20 protein-coding genes and 2 pseudogenes are annotated in these 19835 nt (G+C 31.1%); 12 read left to right on the forward strand and 10 right to left on the reverse strand.

The window, feature by feature from the left end; genetic code table 11:
• Nucleotides 1-521: 521 nt before the first annotated feature.
• From NST64_RS00245 to NST64_RS00255, 4 genes and pseudogenes are all read left to right on the forward strand, one after another.
• Nucleotides 522-722 (forward strand): annotated as a pseudogene (locus tag NST64_RS00245) (hypothetical protein); the annotation flags it as partial.
• Nucleotides 723-762: 40 nt separating this feature from the next.
• A pseudogene (locus NST64_RS11595) lies at nt 763-942 on the forward strand (copper-transporting ATPase); the annotation flags it as partial.
• Between the two features lie 5 nt (nt 943-947).
• Nucleotides 948-2381, forward strand: coding sequence for a multicopper oxidase family protein (locus tag NST64_RS00250; protein WP_049417917.1), 1434 nt, complete (start codon nt 948-950; stop codon nt 2379-2381).
• Nucleotides 2382-2400: 19 nt separating this feature from the next.
• Nucleotides 2401-2883, forward strand: coding sequence for a YdhK family protein (locus NST64_RS00255; RefSeq protein ID WP_070855475.1), 483 nt, complete (start codon nt 2401-2403; stop codon nt 2881-2883).
• A gap of 205 nt (nt 2884-3088) precedes the next feature.
• On the opposite strand, the gene arsC is transcribed toward NST64_RS00255, so the two are convergent.
• From arsC to arsD, 5 genes are all read right to left on the reverse strand, one after another.
• Nucleotides 3089-3484, reverse strand: a complete 396-nt coding sequence (gene arsC, locus NST64_RS00260; RefSeq protein WP_019835552.1) for an arsenate reductase (thioredoxin) — start codon at nt 3482-3484, stop codon at nt 3089-3091.
• An 18-nt stretch (nt 3485-3502) separates the two neighbouring features.
• Entirely contained in the window at nt 3503-4792 is a 1290-nt protein-coding gene (gene arsB / locus NST64_RS00265) for an arsenite efflux transporter membrane subunit ArsB (protein ID WP_049418523.1), read from the reverse strand.
• A 2-nt stretch (nt 4793-4794) separates the two neighbouring features.
• Complete coding sequence (locus NST64_RS00270; RefSeq protein ID WP_019835554.1) at nt 4795-5109, reverse strand: ArsR/SmtB family transcription factor; 315 nt, start codon at nt 5107-5109, stop codon at nt 4795-4797.
• Nucleotides 5110-5248: 139 nt separating this feature from the next.
• Nucleotides 5249-6973 (reverse strand): arsenical pump-driving ATPase, encoded by a 1725-nt coding sequence (arsA, locus tag NST64_RS00275; RefSeq protein WP_193391461.1) that lies wholly within the window; start codon nt 6971-6973, stop codon nt 5249-5251.
• Nucleotides 6960-7307 carry an arsenite efflux transporter metallochaperone ArsD gene (gene arsD / locus NST64_RS00280; RefSeq protein ID WP_049418520.1) on the reverse strand — a complete coding sequence of 116 codons (348 nt, stop codon included), beginning with the start codon at nt 7305-7307 and terminating at the stop codon, nt 6960-6962. Before arsD ends, arsA begins: the two co-directional genes overlap by 14 nt.
• 282 nt (nt 7308-7589) lie before the next feature.
• Between arsD and NST64_RS00285 the strand changes: the two genes are divergently transcribed.
• The 6 genes from NST64_RS00285 to NST64_RS00310 all read left to right on the forward strand — a co-directional run bounded on the left by NST64_RS00285 (nt 7590) and on the right by NST64_RS00310 (nt 12598).
• Nucleotides 7590-7784, forward strand: coding sequence for a hypothetical protein (locus tag NST64_RS00285; RefSeq protein ID WP_002441924.1), 195 nt, complete (start codon nt 7590-7592; stop codon nt 7782-7784).
• 45 nt (nt 7785-7829) lie between these two features.
• On the forward strand, nt 7830-8150 hold the full coding sequence (locus NST64_RS00290; RefSeq protein WP_002449352.1) for an ArsR/SmtB family transcription factor: 321 nt from the start codon (nt 7830-7832) through the stop codon (nt 8148-8150).
• An 87-nt stretch (nt 8151-8237) separates the two neighbouring features.
• Nucleotides 8238-9122 carry a permease gene (locus NST64_RS00295; RefSeq protein WP_049418518.1) on the forward strand — a complete coding sequence of 295 codons (885 nt, stop codon included), beginning with the start codon at nt 8238-8240 and terminating at the stop codon, nt 9120-9122.
• 13 nt (nt 9123-9135) lie between these two features.
• A complete protein-coding gene (locus NST64_RS00300; protein ID WP_002449516.1) occupies nt 9136-9264 on the forward strand; it encodes a hypothetical protein in 129 nt (42 codons plus the stop codon).
• Between the two features lie 710 nt (nt 9265-9974).
• Nucleotides 9975-12035, forward strand: a complete 2061-nt coding sequence (locus tag NST64_RS00305) for a heavy metal translocating P-type ATPase (RefSeq protein ID WP_049418526.1) — start codon at nt 9975-9977, stop codon at nt 12033-12035.
• Nucleotides 12036-12052: 17 nt separating this feature from the next.
• Entirely contained in the window at nt 12053-12598 is a 546-nt protein-coding gene (locus tag NST64_RS00310; protein ID WP_199184097.1) for a YdhK family protein, read from the forward strand.
• A gap of 261 nt (nt 12599-12859) precedes the next feature.
• Here NST64_RS00310 and NST64_RS00315 read toward each other — a convergent pair whose 3' ends face one another.
• The 4 genes from NST64_RS00315 to NST64_RS00330 form a co-directional block, all read right to left on the reverse strand.
• Nucleotides 12860-13327 (reverse strand): bacillithiol transferase BstA, encoded by a 468-nt coding sequence (locus NST64_RS00315; protein WP_049417549.1) that lies wholly within the window; start codon nt 13325-13327, stop codon nt 12860-12862.
• A 551-nt stretch (nt 13328-13878) separates the two neighbouring features.
• Nucleotides 13879-15030, reverse strand: coding sequence for a zinc-dependent alcohol dehydrogenase (locus tag NST64_RS00320; protein WP_049417548.1), 1152 nt, complete (start codon nt 15028-15030; stop codon nt 13879-13881).
• A gap of 691 nt (nt 15031-15721) precedes the next feature.
• Entirely contained in the window at nt 15722-16261 is a 540-nt protein-coding gene (locus NST64_RS00325) for a hypothetical protein (protein WP_049417545.1), read from the reverse strand.
• A gap of 322 nt (nt 16262-16583) precedes the next feature.
• A complete protein-coding gene (locus tag NST64_RS00330; protein WP_049417543.1) occupies nt 16584-17627 on the reverse strand; it encodes an NAD(P)-dependent alcohol dehydrogenase in 1044 nt (347 codons plus the stop codon).
• A 283-nt stretch (nt 17628-17910) separates the two neighbouring features.
• Here NST64_RS00330 and NST64_RS00335 point away from each other — a divergent pair, with 283 nt between their 5' ends.
• Together NST64_RS00335 and NST64_RS00340 are read left to right on the forward strand one after the other, a co-directional pair.
• Nucleotides 17911-18552: an NAD(P)-dependent oxidoreductase gene (locus NST64_RS00335; protein ID WP_049417538.1), complete on the forward strand. Its 642-nt coding sequence runs from the start codon at nt 17911-17913 to the stop codon at nt 18550-18552.
• A gap of 260 nt (nt 18553-18812) precedes the next feature.
• Nucleotides 18813-19304 carry a TspO/MBR family protein gene (locus NST64_RS00340; protein ID WP_107632257.1) on the forward strand — a complete coding sequence of 164 codons (492 nt, stop codon included), beginning with the start codon at nt 18813-18815 and terminating at the stop codon, nt 19302-19304.
• Nucleotides 19305-19445: 141 nt separating this feature from the next.
• Here the strand turns inward: NST64_RS00340 and NST64_RS00345 are convergent, their stop codons facing one another.
• Nucleotides 19446-19646 carry a cold-shock protein gene (locus tag NST64_RS00345; protein ID WP_017174716.1) on the reverse strand — a complete coding sequence of 67 codons (201 nt, stop codon included), beginning with the start codon at nt 19644-19646 and terminating at the stop codon, nt 19446-19448.
• Between the last annotated feature and the right edge of the window lie 189 nt (nt 19647-19835).

Consider the following 19835-nt stretch of genomic DNA (forward strand, 5'->3'; position numbering starts at 1 on the left):
AAATAAAACTAAAAATGAGGTTATATATAACTCACTCTGAAATTGATTGAATATATAGTATCTTTAATAAAATGCAGCTATTGTGGCGTAGAATTTGAGAATCAAAAAATGATTAATATAGTTTGAAAAGACTGAATATAAATACTAGAAAAGTAGCCAGTAAATGAGTTTATTATGAATTCATTTACTGGCTTCTTTAAATAATGATCTAGACAATTTGCTTTTCTAGACCTACTTTGAAATGCGTTATTTTCTTTAAGAATAGTAATATATGACTTGTGTTGATAATGCTAACCTTGGTCAGAGTGTATTGTCATGCGAGAGTTCAGATGAGATTTTTTAATTAAAACCTTGTTTTAAACATCGATGACAAGGTCTAATGTAGGACGTGTAGACATCATTTTCAGAATGATATAAATAAATCCATAAATTGAGATAAATCGAAACTATTTATACCCTGTGGGGGTATATGTTATAGTATAAGTAATTTTACTATAACATTTTTATTAGGAAGGGTTAATTTGAAGAATAATGGTGAAGCGCATAATCATCAAAATCACATGAATCATTCTAATCAAATGCATCATGATAACCATGCCTTACATCATCATAGTGGCCATGCACATCATCATGGAAATTTTAAAGTTAAGTTTTTTGTTTCATTAATTTTTGCAATACCTATCATTCTTTTATCGCCACTGATGGGTGTTAACTTACCTTTTTAATTCACATTTTCAGGTTCTGAATGGGTAGTGTTAATATATGGTGCAAAACTTATGGTAGGGTGCAGGTTATAATATTGTTGCTGTACCTTTAGCAGCTGGCGCATTAGCTTTTATCGGGTTAATATTATCACCAGCTGTAGGAGCAATATTAATGTCTTTAAGTACAGTTATAGTAGCGATTAATGCTTTTACATTAAAATTAAAAGAAAAGAGGTAAACCTTATGTATAATAAAGTTTTTGCAATTTTAATTATAATTTTTTCCATAATAATTATTGCGTCTAATGATACTTTCGCAGAAAGTAAGAATGATATGATGAATATGAAAGAAGATAAGAAAAATACAATGGATATGACAAATATGAAACATCATGACGAAAGAAAGAAATTAAATTCTTCACAAGGAAAAAATGAAATAATATTTCCTAAAGTTGCAGAGTCAAAAAAAGATAACAATGGTTATAAAAATTATACATTAAAAGCTCAGGAAGGAAAGACAGAGTTTTACAAAAATAATTTTTCTAATACTCTAGGCTACAATGGAAATTTACTTGGACCAACTTTAAAATTAAAAAAAGGAGATAAAGTTAAAATTAAGTTAATAAATAACTTAGATGAAAATACAACATTTCATTGGCATGGATTAGAAGTAAATGGAAAAGTGGATGGAGGGCCTTCTCAGGTTATAAAACCAGGAAAAGAAAAAACTATAAAATTTGAGGTTAATCAAGATTCTGCTACGTTATGGTATCACCCCCACCCCTCTCCAAATACAGCTAAACAAGTTTATAATGGCTTATCAGGATTATTATATATAGAAGATAGTAAAAAGAATAATTATCCTAGTAATTATGGAAAAAATGATTTGCCTATAATAATCCAAGATAAAACATTTGTATCTAAAAAATTAAATTATTCAAAAACGAAAGACGAAGATGGCACTCAAGGTGATACTGTTCTTGTGAACGGAATAGTAAACCCCAAACTTACAGCAAAAGAAGAGAAAATACGTTTGAGACTTTTAAATGGTTCTAATGCTCGAGATTTAAATCTTAAGCTAAGTAATAATCAAAGTTTTGAGTATATTGCTTCAGATGGCGGTCAATTAAAAAACGCTAAAAAATTAAAAGAAATTAATTTAGCTCCTTCAGAAAGAAAAGAAATAGTAATAGATTTATCTAAAATGAAAGGCGAGAAAATCAGTCTGGTTGATAATGATAAAACTGTAATTTTACCGATTAGTAACAAAGAGAAAAGTTCTAACAAAAGTAATACACCAAAAGTAGGTAAGAAAATAAAATTAGAAGGTATGAATGATCATGTTACCATTAATGGTAATAAATTCGATCCTAACAGAATAGATTTTACACAAAAGTTAAACCAGAAAGAAGTATGGGAAATTGAAAACGTCAAAGATAAAATGGGTGGTATGAAACATCCTTTCCACATCCATGGAACGCAATTTAAAGTTTTATCTGTGGATGGGGAGAAACCTCCAAAAGATATGAGGGGTAAAAAGGATGTTATATCTTTGGAACCTGGACAAAAAGCTAAAATAGAGGTTGTATTTAAAAATACTGGAACATACATGTTTCACTGTCATATACTTGAGCATGAAGATAATGGAATGATGGGTCAAGTAAAAGTAACAAACTAATCAATAGGGAGATTTTAATATGATGAAAAAAGATAAAGACACTAATGACCAAAAAAGTGAGAGCCATATGAAGCATAATGATGAAAGTAAAGTTCCTGAAGATATGACATCGACTAATGAGGGTGAATTTAAAGTAGGAGATAAAGTAACGATTACAGCAGGGCATATGCCAGGTATGAAAGGTGCAGAAGCTACTGTAAAAGGTGCGTATAAAACATATGCTTATGTTGTAAGTTATAAACCCACAAATGGAAATGAAAAAGTAAACAATCATAAATGGGTCGTAAACGAAGAGATCAAAGATGCACCTAAAGATGGATTTAGTAAGGGCGATACTGTTAAATTAGAAGCAAATCATATGTCTGGTATGAAAGGTGCTACAGCCAATATAGATAACGTGAAAAAGACGACTGTTTACGTAGTTGATTACAAATCCAAAGATAATGGTAAAATCATTAAAAATCATAAATGGATGACAGGAAATGAGCTGAAAGCACGATAAAAATCTAGTTCTAGATTGAGAAATAAATAGATATAAAAATATCCTCCTTAATCAATAATTTAAATAACTTATTATTGTTAAGGAGGATATTTTTAAGTGTGTAAATTAAATAGATAAGAAAAATGACTAATCCTGGAGATAAATCAAAAAGTATAAAATAATTAATAATAAAAAAGCGTCTCAATGATATTGAGACGCTTAAAATTTATCTAGCCTTAAATGAGTCAATGGCTGCTTTGATTTCATCTCTAACACGTTGGAATTCTGACCAAGGTTTGCCAGCAGGATCGTCAAATCCCCAATGTTCCTTCTTTACATTAGGCGGCAATACAGGACAGTTTTGATCAGCATCACTACATAGAGTTACTACTAAATCAGATTGGTTTAGTATAGTGTTGTCAATTAAATTAGAAGTATGATTTGAGATATCAATTCCGACTTCTTTCATCGCTTCGATTGCTTTCGGATTGACACCGTGTGCCTCAATACCGCCAGAATATACTTGCCATTCATCACCTAAAATGTTCTTAGCCCAACCTTCAGCCATTTGGCTACGGCATGAATTACCTGTACATATAAAGTAAATTGTTTTTTTATCCATAAATAGTCTCCTCTTTTTTTAGAAAATAATAAGTGTAACGTATAAACCAACTAATGTGATAAACAGAACAGGAATCGTAATAACAATACCTGTTTTAAAATATGTGCCCCATGAAATTTTTACTCCCTTTTGTGTTAAAACGTGTAACCATAGTAGTGTTGCTAAGGAGCCGATAGGTGTAATTTTAGGTCCTAAATCTGCGCCAATAATATTAGCATAAATCATGCCTTCTTTGATTAAACCGGTAGTTGCAGATTGTCCAATAGCAATTGCATCAATTAATACGGTAGGCATATTATTCATAATTGCTGAAAGGAATGCGGATATGAAACCCATACCCATAACACTACTAAATAATCCATAGTTTGATATGCTTGATAGAATATTAGCTAATAGTGCAGTAATACCCACGTTTTTCAGACCAAATACAACTAAATACATTCCTATAGAAAAGAGCACAATATTCCAAGGTGCGCCTTTGATCACTTGTTTCGTGTTTACAACGCTTGATTGATAGGCCAATACAGTAAATATAAACGCAATTGAACAAGCAATGATCGATACTGGAATTTGAATAAATTCACTAACTATATAACCAATGAGTAAGATTGATAAAACAATCCATGAAAACTTGAATAATTTTGGATCTTTAATGGCTTGATCAGGTGTTTTAAGGTTTTTAATTTCAAAATGGTTGGGGATAACTTTTCTGAAATATAACCATAATACAACGATACTTGCAAGTAAAGAGAATAGATTTGGAATCATCATGCGACTTACATATTCAATAAATCCAATATGGAAGTAGTCAGCAGAAACGATATTAACCAAGTTACTTACAATTAATGGAAGAGACGTAGTATCTGCAATGAATCCACTTGCAATGATAAAAGGAAAAATGACTTTTTGATTAAACCCAAGATTTCTTACCATAGCGAGCACGATTGGAGTGAGGATTAATGCAGCTCCATCGTTCGCAAAGAAGGCTGCTACAATAGCGCCTAACAACATAATGTAGACAAACATCTTAAACCCATGACCATTTGAAGCTCTGACCATATGTATAGCTGCCCATTCGAAAAATCCAATTTCATCTAAAATTAATGAAATGAGTATAACAGCGACAAAGGTTAACGTCGCATTCCAAACAATCCCTGTAACTTCAATAACATCTGAGAGACTAACAACACCTGTAATAATGGCGATGATAGCGCCAATCAATGCTGTAATACCAATATCTAACCCCTTAGGTTGCCAAATGATAAAAATTAACGTTAATAGAAAAATAGTGATTGCTAATATCGTCATTGTTAACACTCACCTTTCTCTACAGTTTCACATATACATGGGACAGTATTGGAACTCAATAGAGTGAGTCGTGATGTAATGTCATCTAATACATCATGATTCAATTTATATAAATTTTTATTACCATCCTTTCTAGATGTAATTAAATTATTGTCTTTTAATACTTTCATATGATGACTTAATGTGGGTTGAGAAAAAGAAAAATGCTCTAATAAATCACAAGCGCATAATTCACCACAAGATAACAAATCTAATATTTCAAGACGACTACTATCAGCAATCACTTTTAAGTATTGTGAAATTTCTTTATAATTCAATTTTTCTTCTTCCTTTCTACTTGGAACCTTTTATAACGTTGATAATTTTTATTGTCACTTGATAAATTATATACTTGCTTAACTCCTAAATTATTAACTGGTTTAAAGTAGACGCTAGGTCTCATTATAATCAATAACATTAATATTCTGATATTCGATAAGGTATGACAAAATAATTATCAAGACTTTCATTTTTAATCTTGTTTATCCAAAATGATTCATCTTCTTTTTTGTTACTAAAAAGGTCATCACGTTGATTTAGCGTAACTAACGATTGATTAACAACCCACCAATTATGGCCTATATTAGCTCTATTTAAATCTTCTACTAAACGTTTAGATTCTAAATAAGGTGTTTTTTCTGCTAGTGTTACGATTATCATCTGTGTTAAATTTTTATTTTGAATTTTAGGTAATAATGTTTCAACATTACTGGTAGTTTGAGTTGATTTTTTCTTTAATTCTCTATGATGATTTTCACTAGAATCAAGTAACAGCAAGGTATGGCCTGTAGGAGCTGTATCTACAATGACGTAATCCATGTCGTCTTGATTCTCCATAATGTCACTAAAGGCTTTGAAAAATGCTATTTCTTCTGTACAAGGTGATTTTAAATCTTCCATAATATAATCGATATCGTCTTGTGGTGTATCATCATTCACTGTGGCTAGTACTTCTTTTTTATACTTTTCTAATGCTTGTTCTTCATCAATATAAGCAGTATTTAAATTACTTGTAGTTTCAACATTAATTTCTTTAGTAGGGTCAGTAGTTGCTAAAAGAACACGATATCCTTTATTAGATAACGTTGTAGCTAATTGCGTTGCTACTGTCGTTTTACCAACGCCACCTTTTCCCATTGTAAATAAATATTGAACTTTACTATTTTCAATTTCATCGATTAATTTATTGAATTGCGGATGATCTTCAACAATAAAGTCATCATTTTCAATTAAGTTATCATCATTTAATAGATTAGTTAAACTTTCTATACCTTCTTCTTTCTGCTTTTTATATGGAACATAATAAGCATGGTTGTTATTTAACCATTCAGTAAAATGATTAATGTTTTTATCTTGTTCTGATTTCATCTGACTCGAAATTAAACCGTGACTTTCTTCTATATAGTTGTTAATGATTACTTTGAATTTAGAAATTGACAGTTGTTGTAATTCTTGTTGCGCTCTTTGAATTTCATATATAGAAGAGTGAGTAGGTCTCGCAACTAACATCATGGTCGTATCATCTTGGTTACGTAGTTTTTCAAGTGCTGAATTATATTTAACTCTATTTTCATTTAAACCTGATAATTGACCTAAGCAAGAAGCGTCATTACTCGTTGTATTTAAATAATCTGTCCATGCAGAAGGTAATTCAAGCATTCTCAAGGTGTGACCTGTGGGAGCTGTATCAAATATAATGAAATCAAATTCTTGTTCTAAAGTTTTATCGGATAAAAAATTTGTAAATTCATTAAATGCTGCTACTTCAACTGTACATGAACCACTTAACTGTTCTTTCATTTCAGAAAGCACATCTTCTGGTAGAATCCCCTCATAAGGTTCTATAGATTGTGCTTTATAATCGTCTGCAGCAGCAATCGGGTCAAAATTGGCTATAGAGAGATTAGGTATAGGTTGATATTTAGTTAATTTATTAGATAATTCCATTTGAAATACATCTTGTAAATTACTAGCTGGATCAGTACTTACTAAAGCTACTTTCTTTCCATTCTCTGCTAAGTTTAAAGCAATAAAACTTGATATCGTTGTTTTGCCTACGCCACCTTTACCAGTAAAAAACAAATATTTTGTTAACTCAATGTTATCTAAATTCAATTTATTTAAGTATTTAACAGCATCCATCTCCACCACAGCATCCTCCATTTCTCATTTGATTAACTGTAATGATTTCATTAGCTTCTTCTTGGGTAATATAAGCGCCCGTTTTAGCTATACCGCCTTCTATAAAAGTGATGGGTAAAACTTCATCACCTTTTTCTTGAATTAAACGAATAACTTCTTGATTTTTAATGAATTCATTCGGATTATTATTCATATTATAACGTTGAACTTCTATTTGATTTTGTTTTAAATATTCATTGATTTGGTTCGCTTTTATTAGTGTTTCATCCGGTTCTGGACCACATACCCCAGTAGAACAGCACATAGCTTCTTCGTATATTTCAATATTTAACATTATACTCACCTCATTAATTAATTTACGATTATAGACTAACATCTATATAGATGGATGTCTATGTTTTTATTTGAGTTTTAAAAATTTTACTAAATTTAATTCTTAATAATACAATTTATAAAAAAATTATTTTAGTATTTCTGTGAGCAATACCTAAGTTTATGTAAAAATTATAGTTTTTTTCTTGCGATAATATGGATATTGATTTACATTTAATACATCAAAAAAAATTGATGTATTAAATGATATAAAACTACGTTGACAATAAGGAGGCGTGCTTGATTGCGAGTAAACCATGCAAGTACTTTAACTGTTGGTTATTTTGTAAGTTATTTAAATCTTGTTATGCTATCAAGAGAAATCAATTTAAAAGAAGCTACAATATATATGGAAAAGGAGTTTTTTAAAGGGAACATTAATCAGTATGGCGAATCAACAAAAAATAACTATAAACAAGCAATTCAAGAATTGAAATAAAGATAATATAAACTCAATGAAATATTATAAAAAGGATGGTCTTTTATGGAAGTTATTAAAGCAAAGACTGATATGAGTGAAGATCAACAATTTGACTTTTATGAAAATATGTTTAATGCACTTGCCGATAAAATCAGATTAAAAATACTAAATCAAATTAGCCAAAGCTTCAATAAATCATTATGTGTATGTGATTTAGAAGAGTTATTAGATATAAAACAATCTAAACTTTCTTATCATTTAAAAAAATTAGTAGATGCAAATGTTCTTATTGCTGAAAAGCATGGCACATGGAATTATTATAAAATTAATGAGCAGCAAATACAGGTTGTTTTAAATGAAGATACTTGTTGTAAGATACTTTAAGTATCTTTTTTAATGTAGTATTAATCAATTTTTTTTGATTAATACATCAAGAAATATTGATTAATTAAATTTGGAGGCATTATACTCATGTTAGATTCAATTATGGAATTTATAAAAACATTTGTGATGTTGTTTTTTGAACTATTCATACTATTTATCATCGTGAGCTTTATTGTAAGTATCATCCAGCAGATAGTTTCAGAAGAAAAAATAAAATACTTTTTAAGTAAACCTAATCAAGCTATTAATTATATTTTGGGAATGGCTTTTGGTGCGATGACACCATTTTGTTCTTGTTCTACAATTCCTATACTTGCAGGTTTATTAAATTCTAAAGTTCCATTTGGTCCTGCAATGAGTTTTTTAATTGCGTCACCTTTAATGAATCCCTTAATGATATTTATGTTATGGGCCTTATTAGGTTGGAAAGTTGCTGTTGTTTATTTTATTGTACTAGCAATCTTTAGTGTCTTAACGGGTCTAGTATTTTCAAAAATGAATTTATCTAAAAGTTATAAAGGTGTAAATGTTAAAGGCGATGGGTTTTTCGCTAATAAACATGGATCTCGTTTTAAACAAGCATTAAATGATGCTTGGGTATTCTTATATCCAATGATTCCTTACTTATTTATCGGTGTATTTATTGGTGCTTTTATATATGGCTTTGTACCCGAAACATTTATTACTAAATATGCGAGTGGAGGTGGCATTATATCCGTATTTATTGCTTCTATTATAGGTATTCCTATGTATATTAGACCTGAAACCATGTTACCTATAGCTGAAGCATTAGCTTCAAAAGGAATGTCGCTTGGGACAGTTGTTGCTTTGATCATTGGTGGTGCTGGTGCAAGTATTCCAGAAGTTGTATTATTATCGAAACTATTCAAGAAAAAATTTGTAATCTCATTCGTTATCGCCATTTTAGTTGTAGCTATTTCTACAGGTTTGATGGTGAACATCGTTATTTAAAGGAGGTGAGATAATGGGAGTCAAAGACGTATTAAAAAAATTAAAACCTCAGGAACAATCTTGTTGTTCTGTAGAAATTGAAGAAAAAAAAGAAAAAAATGAAAAAGAGCAACAGGATAATAATTGTTGTTGTAACAATTAATTTAGAAGTCTGTAAAATATATGCTTCTAATAAATGAACGACAAATTCCAATGTAATAGTATGGAATTTGTCGTTCTTTCGTTTCAATTAAGGAAAATGATGTTGTTTATTTAGTATTTCTTTAAGACTTATAACAAAAAGACGTTAATTAAAAACCGCATCATTAACCTATGTGCAGAATCATATTATAAATAAAACTAAAAATGAGGTTGTATATAACTCACTCTGAAATTGATTGAATATATAGTATCTTTAATAAAATGCAGCTATTGTGGCGTAGAATTTGAGAATCAAAAAATGATTAATATAGTTTGAAAAGACTGAATATAAATACTAGAAAAATAGCCCGTAAATGAGTTTATTATGAATTCATTTACTGGCTTCTTTAAATAATGATCTAGACAATTTGCTTTTCTAGACCTACTTTGAAATGCGTTATTTTCTTTAAGAATAGTAATATATGACTTGTGTTGATAATGCTAACCTTGGTCAGAGTGTATTGTCATGCGATAGTTCAGATGAGATTTTTTAATTAAAACCTTGTTTTAAACATCGATGACAAGGTCTAATGTAGGACGTGTAGACATTATTTTCAGAATGATATAAACAAATCCATAAATTGAGATAAATCGAAACTATTTATACCCTAAGGGGGTATATGTTATAGTATAAGTAGCTTTACTATCACGTTTTCATTGGGAGGGGTTAATTTGAAGAATAATGGTGAAGCGCATAATCATCAAAATCACATGAATCATTCCAATCAAATGCATCATGATAATCATGCTTCACATCATCATAGTGGCCATGCACATCATCATGGAAATTTTAAAGTTAAGTTTTTTGTTTCATTAATTTTTGCAATACCTATCATTCTTTTATCGCCAATGATGGGTGTTAATTTACCTTTTCAATTCACATTTCCAGGTTCTGAATGGGTAGTGTTAATATTAAGTACAATTTTATTCTTTTATGGTGGTAAACCGTTCTTGTCTGGTGGTAAAGATGAAATTGCTACAAAAAAACCAGGCATGATGACCTTAGTTGCCCTAGGTATCTCAGTAGCTTATATTTATAGCTTGTATGCTTTTTATATGAATCACTTTGGTAGTGCAACTGGTCATACAATGGACTTTTTTTGGGAATTAGCAACCTTAATTTTAATTATGCTATTAGGACATTGGATAGAAATGAATGCTGTCGGAAATGCTGGAGATGCTTTAAAGAAAATGGCAGAACTGTTACCTAATAGTGCTATTAAAGTTATGGATAATGGCCAACGCGAAGAAGTTAAAATATCAGACATCATGACTGATGATATCGTCGAAGTAAAAGCCGGAGAAAGCATTCCGACAGATGGTATTATCGTTCAAGGACAAACATCTATAGATGAATCCCTAGTCACTGGAGAATCTAAAAAAGTCCAAAAAAATCAAAATGACAACGTCATCGGGGGTTCTATTAATGGGTCTGGAACAATACAAGTCAAGGTTACAGCTGTGGGAGAAGATGGATATCTTTCTCAAGTTATGGGACTTGTTAATCAAGCACAAAATGATAAATCTAGTGCTGAATTGTTATCTGATAAAGTAGCGGGTTATTTATTCTACTTTGCTGTAAGTGTTGGCGTGATTTCTTTTATTGTCTGGATGCTCATTCAAAATGATGTTGATTTTGCATTAGAACGTCTTGTAACTGTGTTAGTCATTGCTTGTCCACATGCGTTAGGCTTGGCAATACCTTTAGTCACTGCACGTTCGACTTCAATTGGTGCACATAATGGTTTAATTATTAAAAATAGAGAGTCTGTAGAAATAGCTCAACATATCGATTATGTAATGATGGATAAAACTGGTACTTTAACTGAGGGTAACTTTTCTGTGAATCATTACGAGAGCTTTAAAAATGATTTGAGTAATGATACAATATTAAGCCTTTTCGCCTCATTAGAAAGTCAATCTAATCACCCATTAGCTATAAGTATTGTTGATTTTGCGAAAAGTAAAAATGTTTCATTTACTAATCCACAAGACGTTAATAATATTCCGGGTGTTGGATTAGAAGGTCTAATTGATAATAAAACATATAAAATAACAAATGTCTCTTATCTTGATAAACATAAACTTAATTATGACAATGACTTGTTTACTAAATTAGCTCAACAAGGTAATTCAATCAGCTATTTAATTGAGGATCAACAAGTCATTGGCATGATTGCTCAAGGAGATCAAATTAAAGAAAGCTCAAAACAAATGGTAGCTGATTTACTATCAAGACATATTACACCAGTCATGCTTACAGGTGACAATAATGAAGTGGCACACGCTGTCGCAAAAGAATTAGGTATTAGTGATGTCCACGCACAACTCATGCCAGAAGATAAGGAAAGCATTATAAAAGATTATCAAAGTGACGGTAATAAAGTCATGATGGTCGGAGACGGTATCAACGATGCGCCGAGTCTTATAAGAGCCGATATTGGTATAGCAATTGGTGCAGGCACAGATGTTGCAGTGGATTCAGGTGATATCATACTTGTTAAAAGTAATCCATCAGATATCATTCATTTCTTGACCCTTTCAAATAATACTATGAGAAAAATGGTGCAAAACTTATGGTGGGGTGCAGGTTATAATATTGTTGCTGTACCTTTAGCAGCTGGTATTTTAGCATTTATCGGCTTGATTTTATCACCTGCAATAGGTGCTATTTTAATGTCACTAAGTACGGTTATTGTTGCAATTAATGCCTTTACATTAAAATTAAAATAAAAGATAGGAGTTTTATTATGATTAAAAAATTATTTTTTATGATATTAGGATCATTACTAATATTATCAGCTTGCTCCAATAATGATGAAAAAGATAAAGACACTAATGACCAAAAAAGTGAGAGCCATATGAAGCATAATGATGAAAGTAAAGTTCCAGAAGATATGAAATCGACTAATGAGGGTGAATTTAAAGTGGGAGATAAAGTAACGATTACAGCAGGGCATATGCCAGGGATGAAAGGCGCAGAAGCTACTGTAAAAGGTGCGTATAAAACATATGCCTATGTTGTAAGTTATAAACCCACAAATGGAAATGAAAAAGTAAACAATCATAAATGGGTCGTAAACGAAGAGATTAAAGATGCACCTAAAGATGGATTTAGTAAGGGCGATACTGTTAAATTAGAAGCAAATCATATGTCTGGCATGAAAGGTGCTACAGCCAATATAGATAACGTAAAAAAGACGACTGTTTACGTGGTTGATTACAAATCCAAAGATAATGGTAAAATCATTAAAAATCATAAATGGATGATAGGAAATGAACTGAAAGCACGCTAAAAATCTAGTTCTAAATTGAGAAATAAATAGATATAAAAATTAAAAAGAAGTCTTAGAAGAATAACATTTATCAAAAAACGCTTAATAGACGTGAAGAATATCGTCTATTAAGCGTTTTATATTAATATTTTATCAGTACATTGCATTTTTCTACGCCAAACAAGGTAGTTAAATGATACTAGTCTTAATTTTTCACAACATACTATTCGCAATCATAATACGCAAATATATTCTCGTAAACTATAAATGATGACCCTTAAACTATTCGTCGTGTTTAAGCACGCGAGTCATTTCTTCAATTTTGCCGGCATGTAATGGAACATGGAAGGCATTTAGTACTAATAATTCATTGAGTGTTTGGCAACCAGCAACGGGTTCGTTAAGTTCTTGTGATAATTGTTCATCCGTTAGTTTGCGCGCACGTTCAGGAAGTGTTTTTAAGTTTTCTTTAATCGTTTCGATTGATGGAACATCTTGTCCTTCCCAGTTAGCAGGGCTAGATCCGTAACCAAATAGTTTAGTATATTTAGCGACATCTATGGCATTTTGACCACCTATTGATAAAGCAGAATCGAAAATCGTTAACACATGTCCAAATTGCCAATGTAACGTATTTGGAAAAACATCATTTTCTTTATCTAATACGCGTTCAACATTCCAATTATCATATACAGATAGTAAATGATTTACACCTATATCAATTACATCGTAAACTGTTTTATCATTCATTTACGTTTCCTCCTATATTTAAAAAGTGTAGTACTAAAAATCTACCCGTTAAAAATTACTCACAAACACTGTGATTAGAAGTATTAGTTTTAATTACTGTATAGCACAAATGGATGTAAAGAGGATTAAGACTAGCAAAGTATCGGCGTTGTATTACTGAAAAAAATGTTATTAAAATAACAATAATAGATATTGATAACAGAGAGACTTACAACATCATCTATTCAATTTCTTAGAAGGTAACTTAAGCTAGTCATCCTTAGCTTGTTTTGTTTTTTCGAATTCTATTCTTACAATGAAGAAATTTCTTAATCATAGCATCAAAATAATGGAAAAAAAGAGTGGGACAGAATGTATTTTGAAATCATCGTCTCATTTCACCAAGTCTATCAAGAAGAATTAGGATTGAAAAAAGCTTAGCATAAGTGCATTTTCAACTCAGTCATCAACTGCTAACATATTAAAAATGCCCAAGACATTTAATGATGTCTCAGGCTTTTTTATCTATTTGTTCAATAAGTTACGTATATACTTTTTTATTTATATAGTCATTATTGTGGTTTTAAAATGACTTTAATATTGTTATCTTTTTTCTGATCGAAAATATCGTAAGCTTGTTTTGCTTCTTCTAAAGGCATGGTATGCGTTATAATTTCTGTTGGATCAAACACTTCATTTTTAATCATTTCATATAATTTTGGCATTTGATGAATAACTGGCGCTTGACCACTTTTTACTTGAACATCTCTATTAAAAATTAAATCTATTGGAAAATTATCTGCAGGTGTAGCATAAATACCAGTTAATTGAATGGTACCAAATTTTCTTACTGATTCTGCTGCTGTAATAATTGGACTAATATTACCGCGTTGTGCTGAGTTTGAACTAATCTCTAAATCATCTTGAGCGACTTGTCCATCCATTCCCACACAATCTATCACAACATCTGCACCGCCACGTGTAGTTTCACGAAGTAATTTTCCAATATTATCTTCTTTAGAAAAATTATACACTTCAGCACCATTGAATTTTTTCGCATGGTTTAATCTATGTTCCACATTATCAATGGCAATCACACGTTCAGCACCTTTTAATTTAGCAAATTTTTGTGCCATTAAACCGATTGGACCACAACCTAGAACAATAACAGTATCACCAGATTTTACGCCCGCATGTTCTACACTCCAATAAGCTGTTGGGACAACATCAGATAAAAATAATACTTGTTCGTCTTTCAAATCACTATCTGGAACTTTGAAAGAAGAGAAGTCAGCAAATGGAACTCTTAAATACTCTGCTTGTCCTCCCCAATGGTTCCCGTGCATGGCACCAAAACCGAAAAGTCCACCATTGTCCATTTTCCAATTTGCAGGGGATGGATTAGAGTTGTCGCATTGAGATTCCATATGGTTATTACAATAGAAGCAGTCACCACAACCGATGTTAAAAGGTATAACCACTCTATCACCTTTTTTTAAAGTCTTAACGTCTTTTCCTACTTCTTCTACAATTCCCATTGGCTCATGTCCAATAACAAAACCAGGATCCATAAATAAATCGCCTTGATGATAAAGATGTAAATCAGAACCACATATACCTGAAGCGGTTATTTTAATAATTGCATCTGTGGATTCTTCTATCGTTGGATCGTTCACTTCACGAACTTCCATATTTTTATGACCTTGATAAGTAACTGCTTTCATTAATATCGCCCTCCTCCTGTCAATCTACCCCTTGTAACACATTATAAACGCTGAAGAGTCATATATTATGTTTAGATGATACGGATATGTCCGAATTAGAAGCTACTTTAGTAGAAAGGATATAGACGCATCGAAGCTGCATTCATTTGTGGAAATGAAGAAAAAGTAGAGGAAGGTCTTGTAACAATAAGACTTAAACGTGAAGACGTATTTATCACAACTAGACGATGTTAGACGAGACAATGTGGAAAAAAATATCATTAATCATTAGACAATTTTGGTTTAGATTATTTGGAGTTATATTGAGTACACTAACCAGATACAAATGAGGTGGTAATGATTGATACATGAAAAGGGAGGAAAGATTGATATTATTCAGACAAAGTTAAAGTATTGGAGTAAGTCACTTTAATAGAGAAGTTTTGCTTTAGAAACTTACATGATGATGAGCAATACTATTGAAGAAGATAAAAAAAGAGATTATACCATCCGTATAATCCCCGTAGATACATAATATATAATTGAACTCCCAACTCATACATAATCTTTCCCCTAAGGCCATTATGCGACTATGCCTTGTATTTGTCTATGTTCAAATATGTTAATAATAAAAAAATGAGTATAACGTTTATATAAACGTGTACATGGTTTTTACACGATCTGCCTAGTTAGGTCATAAGAAATGAACTATCTATTCAAGACCATACGCAAATTTGATTTTATATAGTTCATGGTCGCTTAAATGAAATTCATTAGTATGGAATACATATTTGCCAAATATATTTTTAGCTTCTTTAGGTGAGATAATATATTCATTTTTTAATTTTTCTAACTCTTGAGCTACACTTGTTGCAAAATTATATTGATCATCACGTGTATGATAATCATTAAAACCGTTTTCTGATTGTTTTATTAAGTTTTCTATTTGAGTTGAATACTTATTATTTCTTGATAATCTAGATTTTCTAAGTCTCTCTAAAGTTTTCATCGCTTTAGCGTATTTATCTTCGATTGCTTTTACTCTATTTAATGTTTTTAATGAAGCTCTATTTGGTATAACGCGAGGTGATGAATCATAAGCATATTTATCTTCAATTGCTTTTAAAGTTTCATTAAATTTATCTGTAGCTTGATCTTCATTGTTTTGACTTGCTCTATTTAATTCACTATATGCATTTTGTATTTCTAATTGCTTGGCGACTTCTTTTAAATATTGTGTTAATTCATTCATCTAGACAAACTCCTTTATTTATTTAATTTTCTTTATTGAACATTTTCTTCATTTGTATATATATATATCACTTAATACATATAATAAAACATTATGATTTAATTATAAATTATTTAACAAGATATAATTATTTAGTATTAAGACTATTATATATATTAAATGTAAAAAAACGATAACAATCAATATTAAATATTGTAAAAAGTATAGTTGGAATCTATAACTGATGAACTGTTTATCTTAAATAGTGAGAGAAAGACTAACAGAAACTTAATATAATAGTTAAGTAATAAAAAATGCCCACATCTCATGGGCATTTTTATGATTACATTGTACTGATATCAATAACAAAACGATATTTAACTTTAGATGCCAACACTCTTTCGTAAGCTTCATCAATATCATCTGCTGTAATTAATTCAATTTGTGGGGCGATATGATGTTCGGAACAGAAATCTAACATGTCTTGCGTTTCTTTAATACCACCGATAGCAGATCCAGCAAATGAACGGCGATGACCAATTAAATTAAATACTTGTAAGGATACAGGCTCAGCTGGGGCACCAACATTAACGAGTGTACCATCTAAGGCTAATAATTTAAGATAGTCATCTATGTCTAATTTTGCACTTACAGTATTAATAATTAAGTCAAATGAACCAGCAAGTTCTTTAAATGTTGATTCGTCACTTGTTGCATAATAAGCTGAAGCACCAAATTTTAAACCATCTTCTTTTTTATTTAACGTACGTGATAACACAGTCACGTTAGCGCCCATTGCATGTGCAATTTGAACTGCCATATGTCCAAGACCACCCATACCAATGATTGCTACATTTTTTTTACCTTCATAGGCTTTCCAATGATTTAAAGGTGAGTAAGTTGTAATCCCCGCACATAGTAAAGGAGCAGCAACCTCTAAACTGATATTGTCAGGAATACGTAATACGAAATCTTCTTGGACAACAATATGTGTTGAGTAACCGCCTTGTGTTTTCTCACCATATTTGTCAGTACTTGCATAAGTACCTACACTTCCATTTAAGCAGTATTGTTCTTCGTTATTTTTGCAGTTTTCACATTCACCACAAGAATCCACCATACATCCAACACCTACACGGTCGCCAACTTTATATTTAGTGACGTTAGGACCGACTTCTTTAACAATACCTGCAATTTCATGACCTGGTACGAGTGGATAATCGACAGGCCCCCATTCTTCTCGAGCAGTATGGATATCAGAGTGACAAATACCCGCATATTTAATTTCTATTAATACATCATGTTTATCCAAATCACGACGTTTAATTTCAGTAGCGAAAAATTCAGAATCTGGGCCATTTACAGCTCTTGCTTTTACATTCATCACAGTCATTTCCCCTTATACATATAAGATAGAATATACGCGTTTGTATGATTCTTCATATTGACAATAGAGACTTAGATTAATTAAGTCAACACATTGAACTCAATATGTATAGCACAAGGTGATTTTAAACTAATCGTTGTGAAGCATGTTTCAATGACTTCATATTAGAAAGGAAAATAAAAACAGATCAATAGGCTTTTAATAAAAATGTAATTATATTGATAACATGTTGAGGGACATCCAAGAGACAGCTCTGATAAATATAGAAGTGGAGGAACAAACGATGAACATTGGTATTATTGGGGCAACAGGTAAATTAGGAACTAAAGTATTAGATGAAGCACAACAACGTGGACATGAAGTCACTGCGATTGTAAGAAATGTTGCTAAATTAGATGCTGATAAAGATGTTAAAGTGATTGAAAAAGATGTATTTGATTTAACTTCAGACGATATTAAAGATTTAGACGTGGTAGTCAATGCATTTGGCGCGCCATTAGGTGAAGAAGAAGTGCACGTTGAAGTAGGACGCATATTGATTAACATATTAAAAGATGTAGATACAAGAGCCATTATTGTAGGGGGTGCTGGTAGTCTATTCGCAGATGATGCGCATACTATACGTGTTATGGATACACCAGATTTCCCGGAAATAGTGAAACCAACAGCTAAAGGATCAAGTCGTAACTTACAAGACTTACAACATGCTGAAGGAATTACTTGGACCTTTATTAGTCCATCAGCGGAATTTGACTTTGAAGGTAAACGTACAGGCACCTATACGTTAGGAAAAGATCAATTATTATTTAATAGTAAAGGTAATAGTTATATCAGTTATGCAGATTTTGCTATTGCTATAGTAGATGAAGCTGAAAATAAAGCGCATATTAATGAACGTTTCACAGTTGTTGGTGAAGAAGAATAATAGTGACTCTAGATGCCCTTTAGGAGAAATAATTAAAAAGGCCAATCTAAATTAAAAGTAATTAGCCAAAATATAATGGTAGCCATAAAAACATTAAATGAACTGTTTAAAGAATGTCCTCCTATGTATCTACATGATGGTATTTAGGAGGATATTTTAGCGTGAGACTACATTATTTTGTTTTTTAATAATAGATTCATAACTCATTAATTATATAAAAGTAGGGTATTAAATATAGGAAGACTTTAAAGGAGAGAATTATGATTAATATTAAAAAAGTTACAAGAATTGTATTACCTTTAGCAGGTGGAATGGTTATTGGGAGATTAACAGCTAAAGCTCAAAATGATTATAAACATTATGAAAGACCACCTTTTTCACCTCCAGCTAAAGTATTTCCAATTGTATGGCCACTACTTTATACCTCAATGGGAGTAGCTTATCAATTATCATATGCGCATGCAGCTCATAAAAGAGAGAAACAGTCTATAACACGTGCTCATTATGCACAATTAGGATTGAATTATGCGTGGACGATACTTTATTTCAATTTAAAACTGAGAAAGACATCTTTAATTGAAAGTTATGTATTACTTGCAGCTGGAAATATTACTGCACATCGTTTTTATGCATCTAATAAGTATGCTGGTTTATTAATGTTACCTTATGTCATTTGGTTAAGTTACGCAAGTTATTTAAATGGAGGTAATTTAATCTTAAATGAAGATAAACCAGGTTATACTAGGGATTAACACTGAGTGATATGTATGACAGAATATATAGTAGGATATATTAAGTGACAGTAGGAGATTAATTTTAAGTATTATTCTTTTATAAATTATGTAAAAAAAGCACAAGCACGTATACATACATGCTTGTGCTAAAATTTATGTTTAAACAGGGACAACATTTGTTGCTTGTTCGCCACGTTGACCTTCAGTGATGTCAAACTCTACTTTTTGACCTTCTTCTAAAGTTTTATATCCATCAGTAGCGATACCTGAGAAGTGAACAAACACATCGTCACCGTCTTCTCTTTCGATAAATCCAAACCCTTTTTCTGCGTTAAACCATTTAACTGTACCGTTATTCATATAGAATACCTCCAAGTGCTTTTGCACATCATATTTGTAACAAATTCATAAATTAAAAGAGAATATTCTATAAAAATATACTACAATCCAAAATACGAGCTTTTATTACGTGAAACCAACTATACACCTTTTGAATGAATAAGTACAGCATTATTTTGAAATTTAGCATAATTTCTTTTGGAATTATAA

The sequence above is a fragment of the Staphylococcus sp. FSL W8-1268 genome (assembly GCF_038003965.1).
GTDB classification, from domain to species: domain Bacteria; phylum Bacillota; class Bacilli; order Staphylococcales; family Staphylococcaceae; genus Staphylococcus; species Staphylococcus hominis.

Bases quoted from the DNA above. Each gene is read 5' to 3' on its own strand.
- NST64_RS00320 (WP_049417548.1), bottom strand. From the start codon at position 15,030: ATGAAAGCAGTTACTTATCAAGGTCATAAAAATATGGAAGTTCGTGAA.
- NST64_RS00325 (WP_049417545.1), bottom strand. From the start codon at position 16,261: ATGAATGAATTAACACAATATTTAAAAGAAGTCGCCAAGCAATTAGAA.
- NST64_RS00340 (WP_107632257.1), top strand. From the start codon at position 18,813: ATGATTAATATTAAAAAAGTTACAAGAATTGTATTACCTTTAGCAGGT.
- NST64_RS00255 (WP_070855475.1), top strand. From the start codon at position 2,401: ATGATGAAAAAAGATAAAGACACTAATGACCAAAAAAGTGAGAGCCAT.
- NST64_RS00315 (WP_049417549.1), bottom strand. From the start codon at position 13,327: ATGAATGATAAAACAGTTTACGATGTAATTGATATAGGTGTAAATCAT.
- NST64_RS00300 (WP_002449516.1), top strand. From the start codon at position 9,136: ATGGGAGTCAAAGACGTATTAAAAAAATTAAAACCTCAGGAACAATCT.
- NST64_RS00310 (WP_199184097.1), top strand. From the start codon at position 12,053: ATGATTAAAAAATTATTTTTTATGATATTAGGATCATTACTAATATTA.
- arsD (WP_049418520.1), bottom strand. From the start codon at position 7,307: ATGTTAAATATTGAAATATACGAAGAAGCTATGTGCTGTTCTACTGGG.
- NST64_RS00290 (WP_002449352.1), top strand. From the start codon at position 7,830: ATGGAAGTTATTAAAGCAAAGACTGATATGAGTGAAGATCAACAATTT.
- arsA (WP_193391461.1), bottom strand. From the start codon at position 6,973: ATGGATGCTGTTAAATACTTAAATAAATTGAATTTAGATAACATTGAG.
- NST64_RS00250 (WP_049417917.1), top strand. From the start codon at position 948: ATGTATAATAAAGTTTTTGCAATTTTAATTATAATTTTTTCCATAATA.
- arsB (WP_049418523.1), bottom strand. From the start codon at position 4,792: ATGACGATATTAGCAATCACTATTTTTCTATTAACGTTAATTTTTATC.
- NST64_RS00335 (WP_049417538.1), top strand. From the start codon at position 17,911: ATGAACATTGGTATTATTGGGGCAACAGGTAAATTAGGAACTAAAGTA.
- NST64_RS00345 (WP_017174716.1), bottom strand. From the start codon at position 19,646: ATGAATAACGGTACAGTTAAATGGTTTAACGCAGAAAAAGGGTTTGGA.
- arsC (WP_019835552.1), bottom strand. From the start codon at position 3,484: ATGGATAAAAAAACAATTTACTTTATATGTACAGGTAATTCATGCCGT.
- NST64_RS00295 (WP_049418518.1), top strand. From the start codon at position 8,238: ATGTTAGATTCAATTATGGAATTTATAAAAACATTTGTGATGTTGTTT.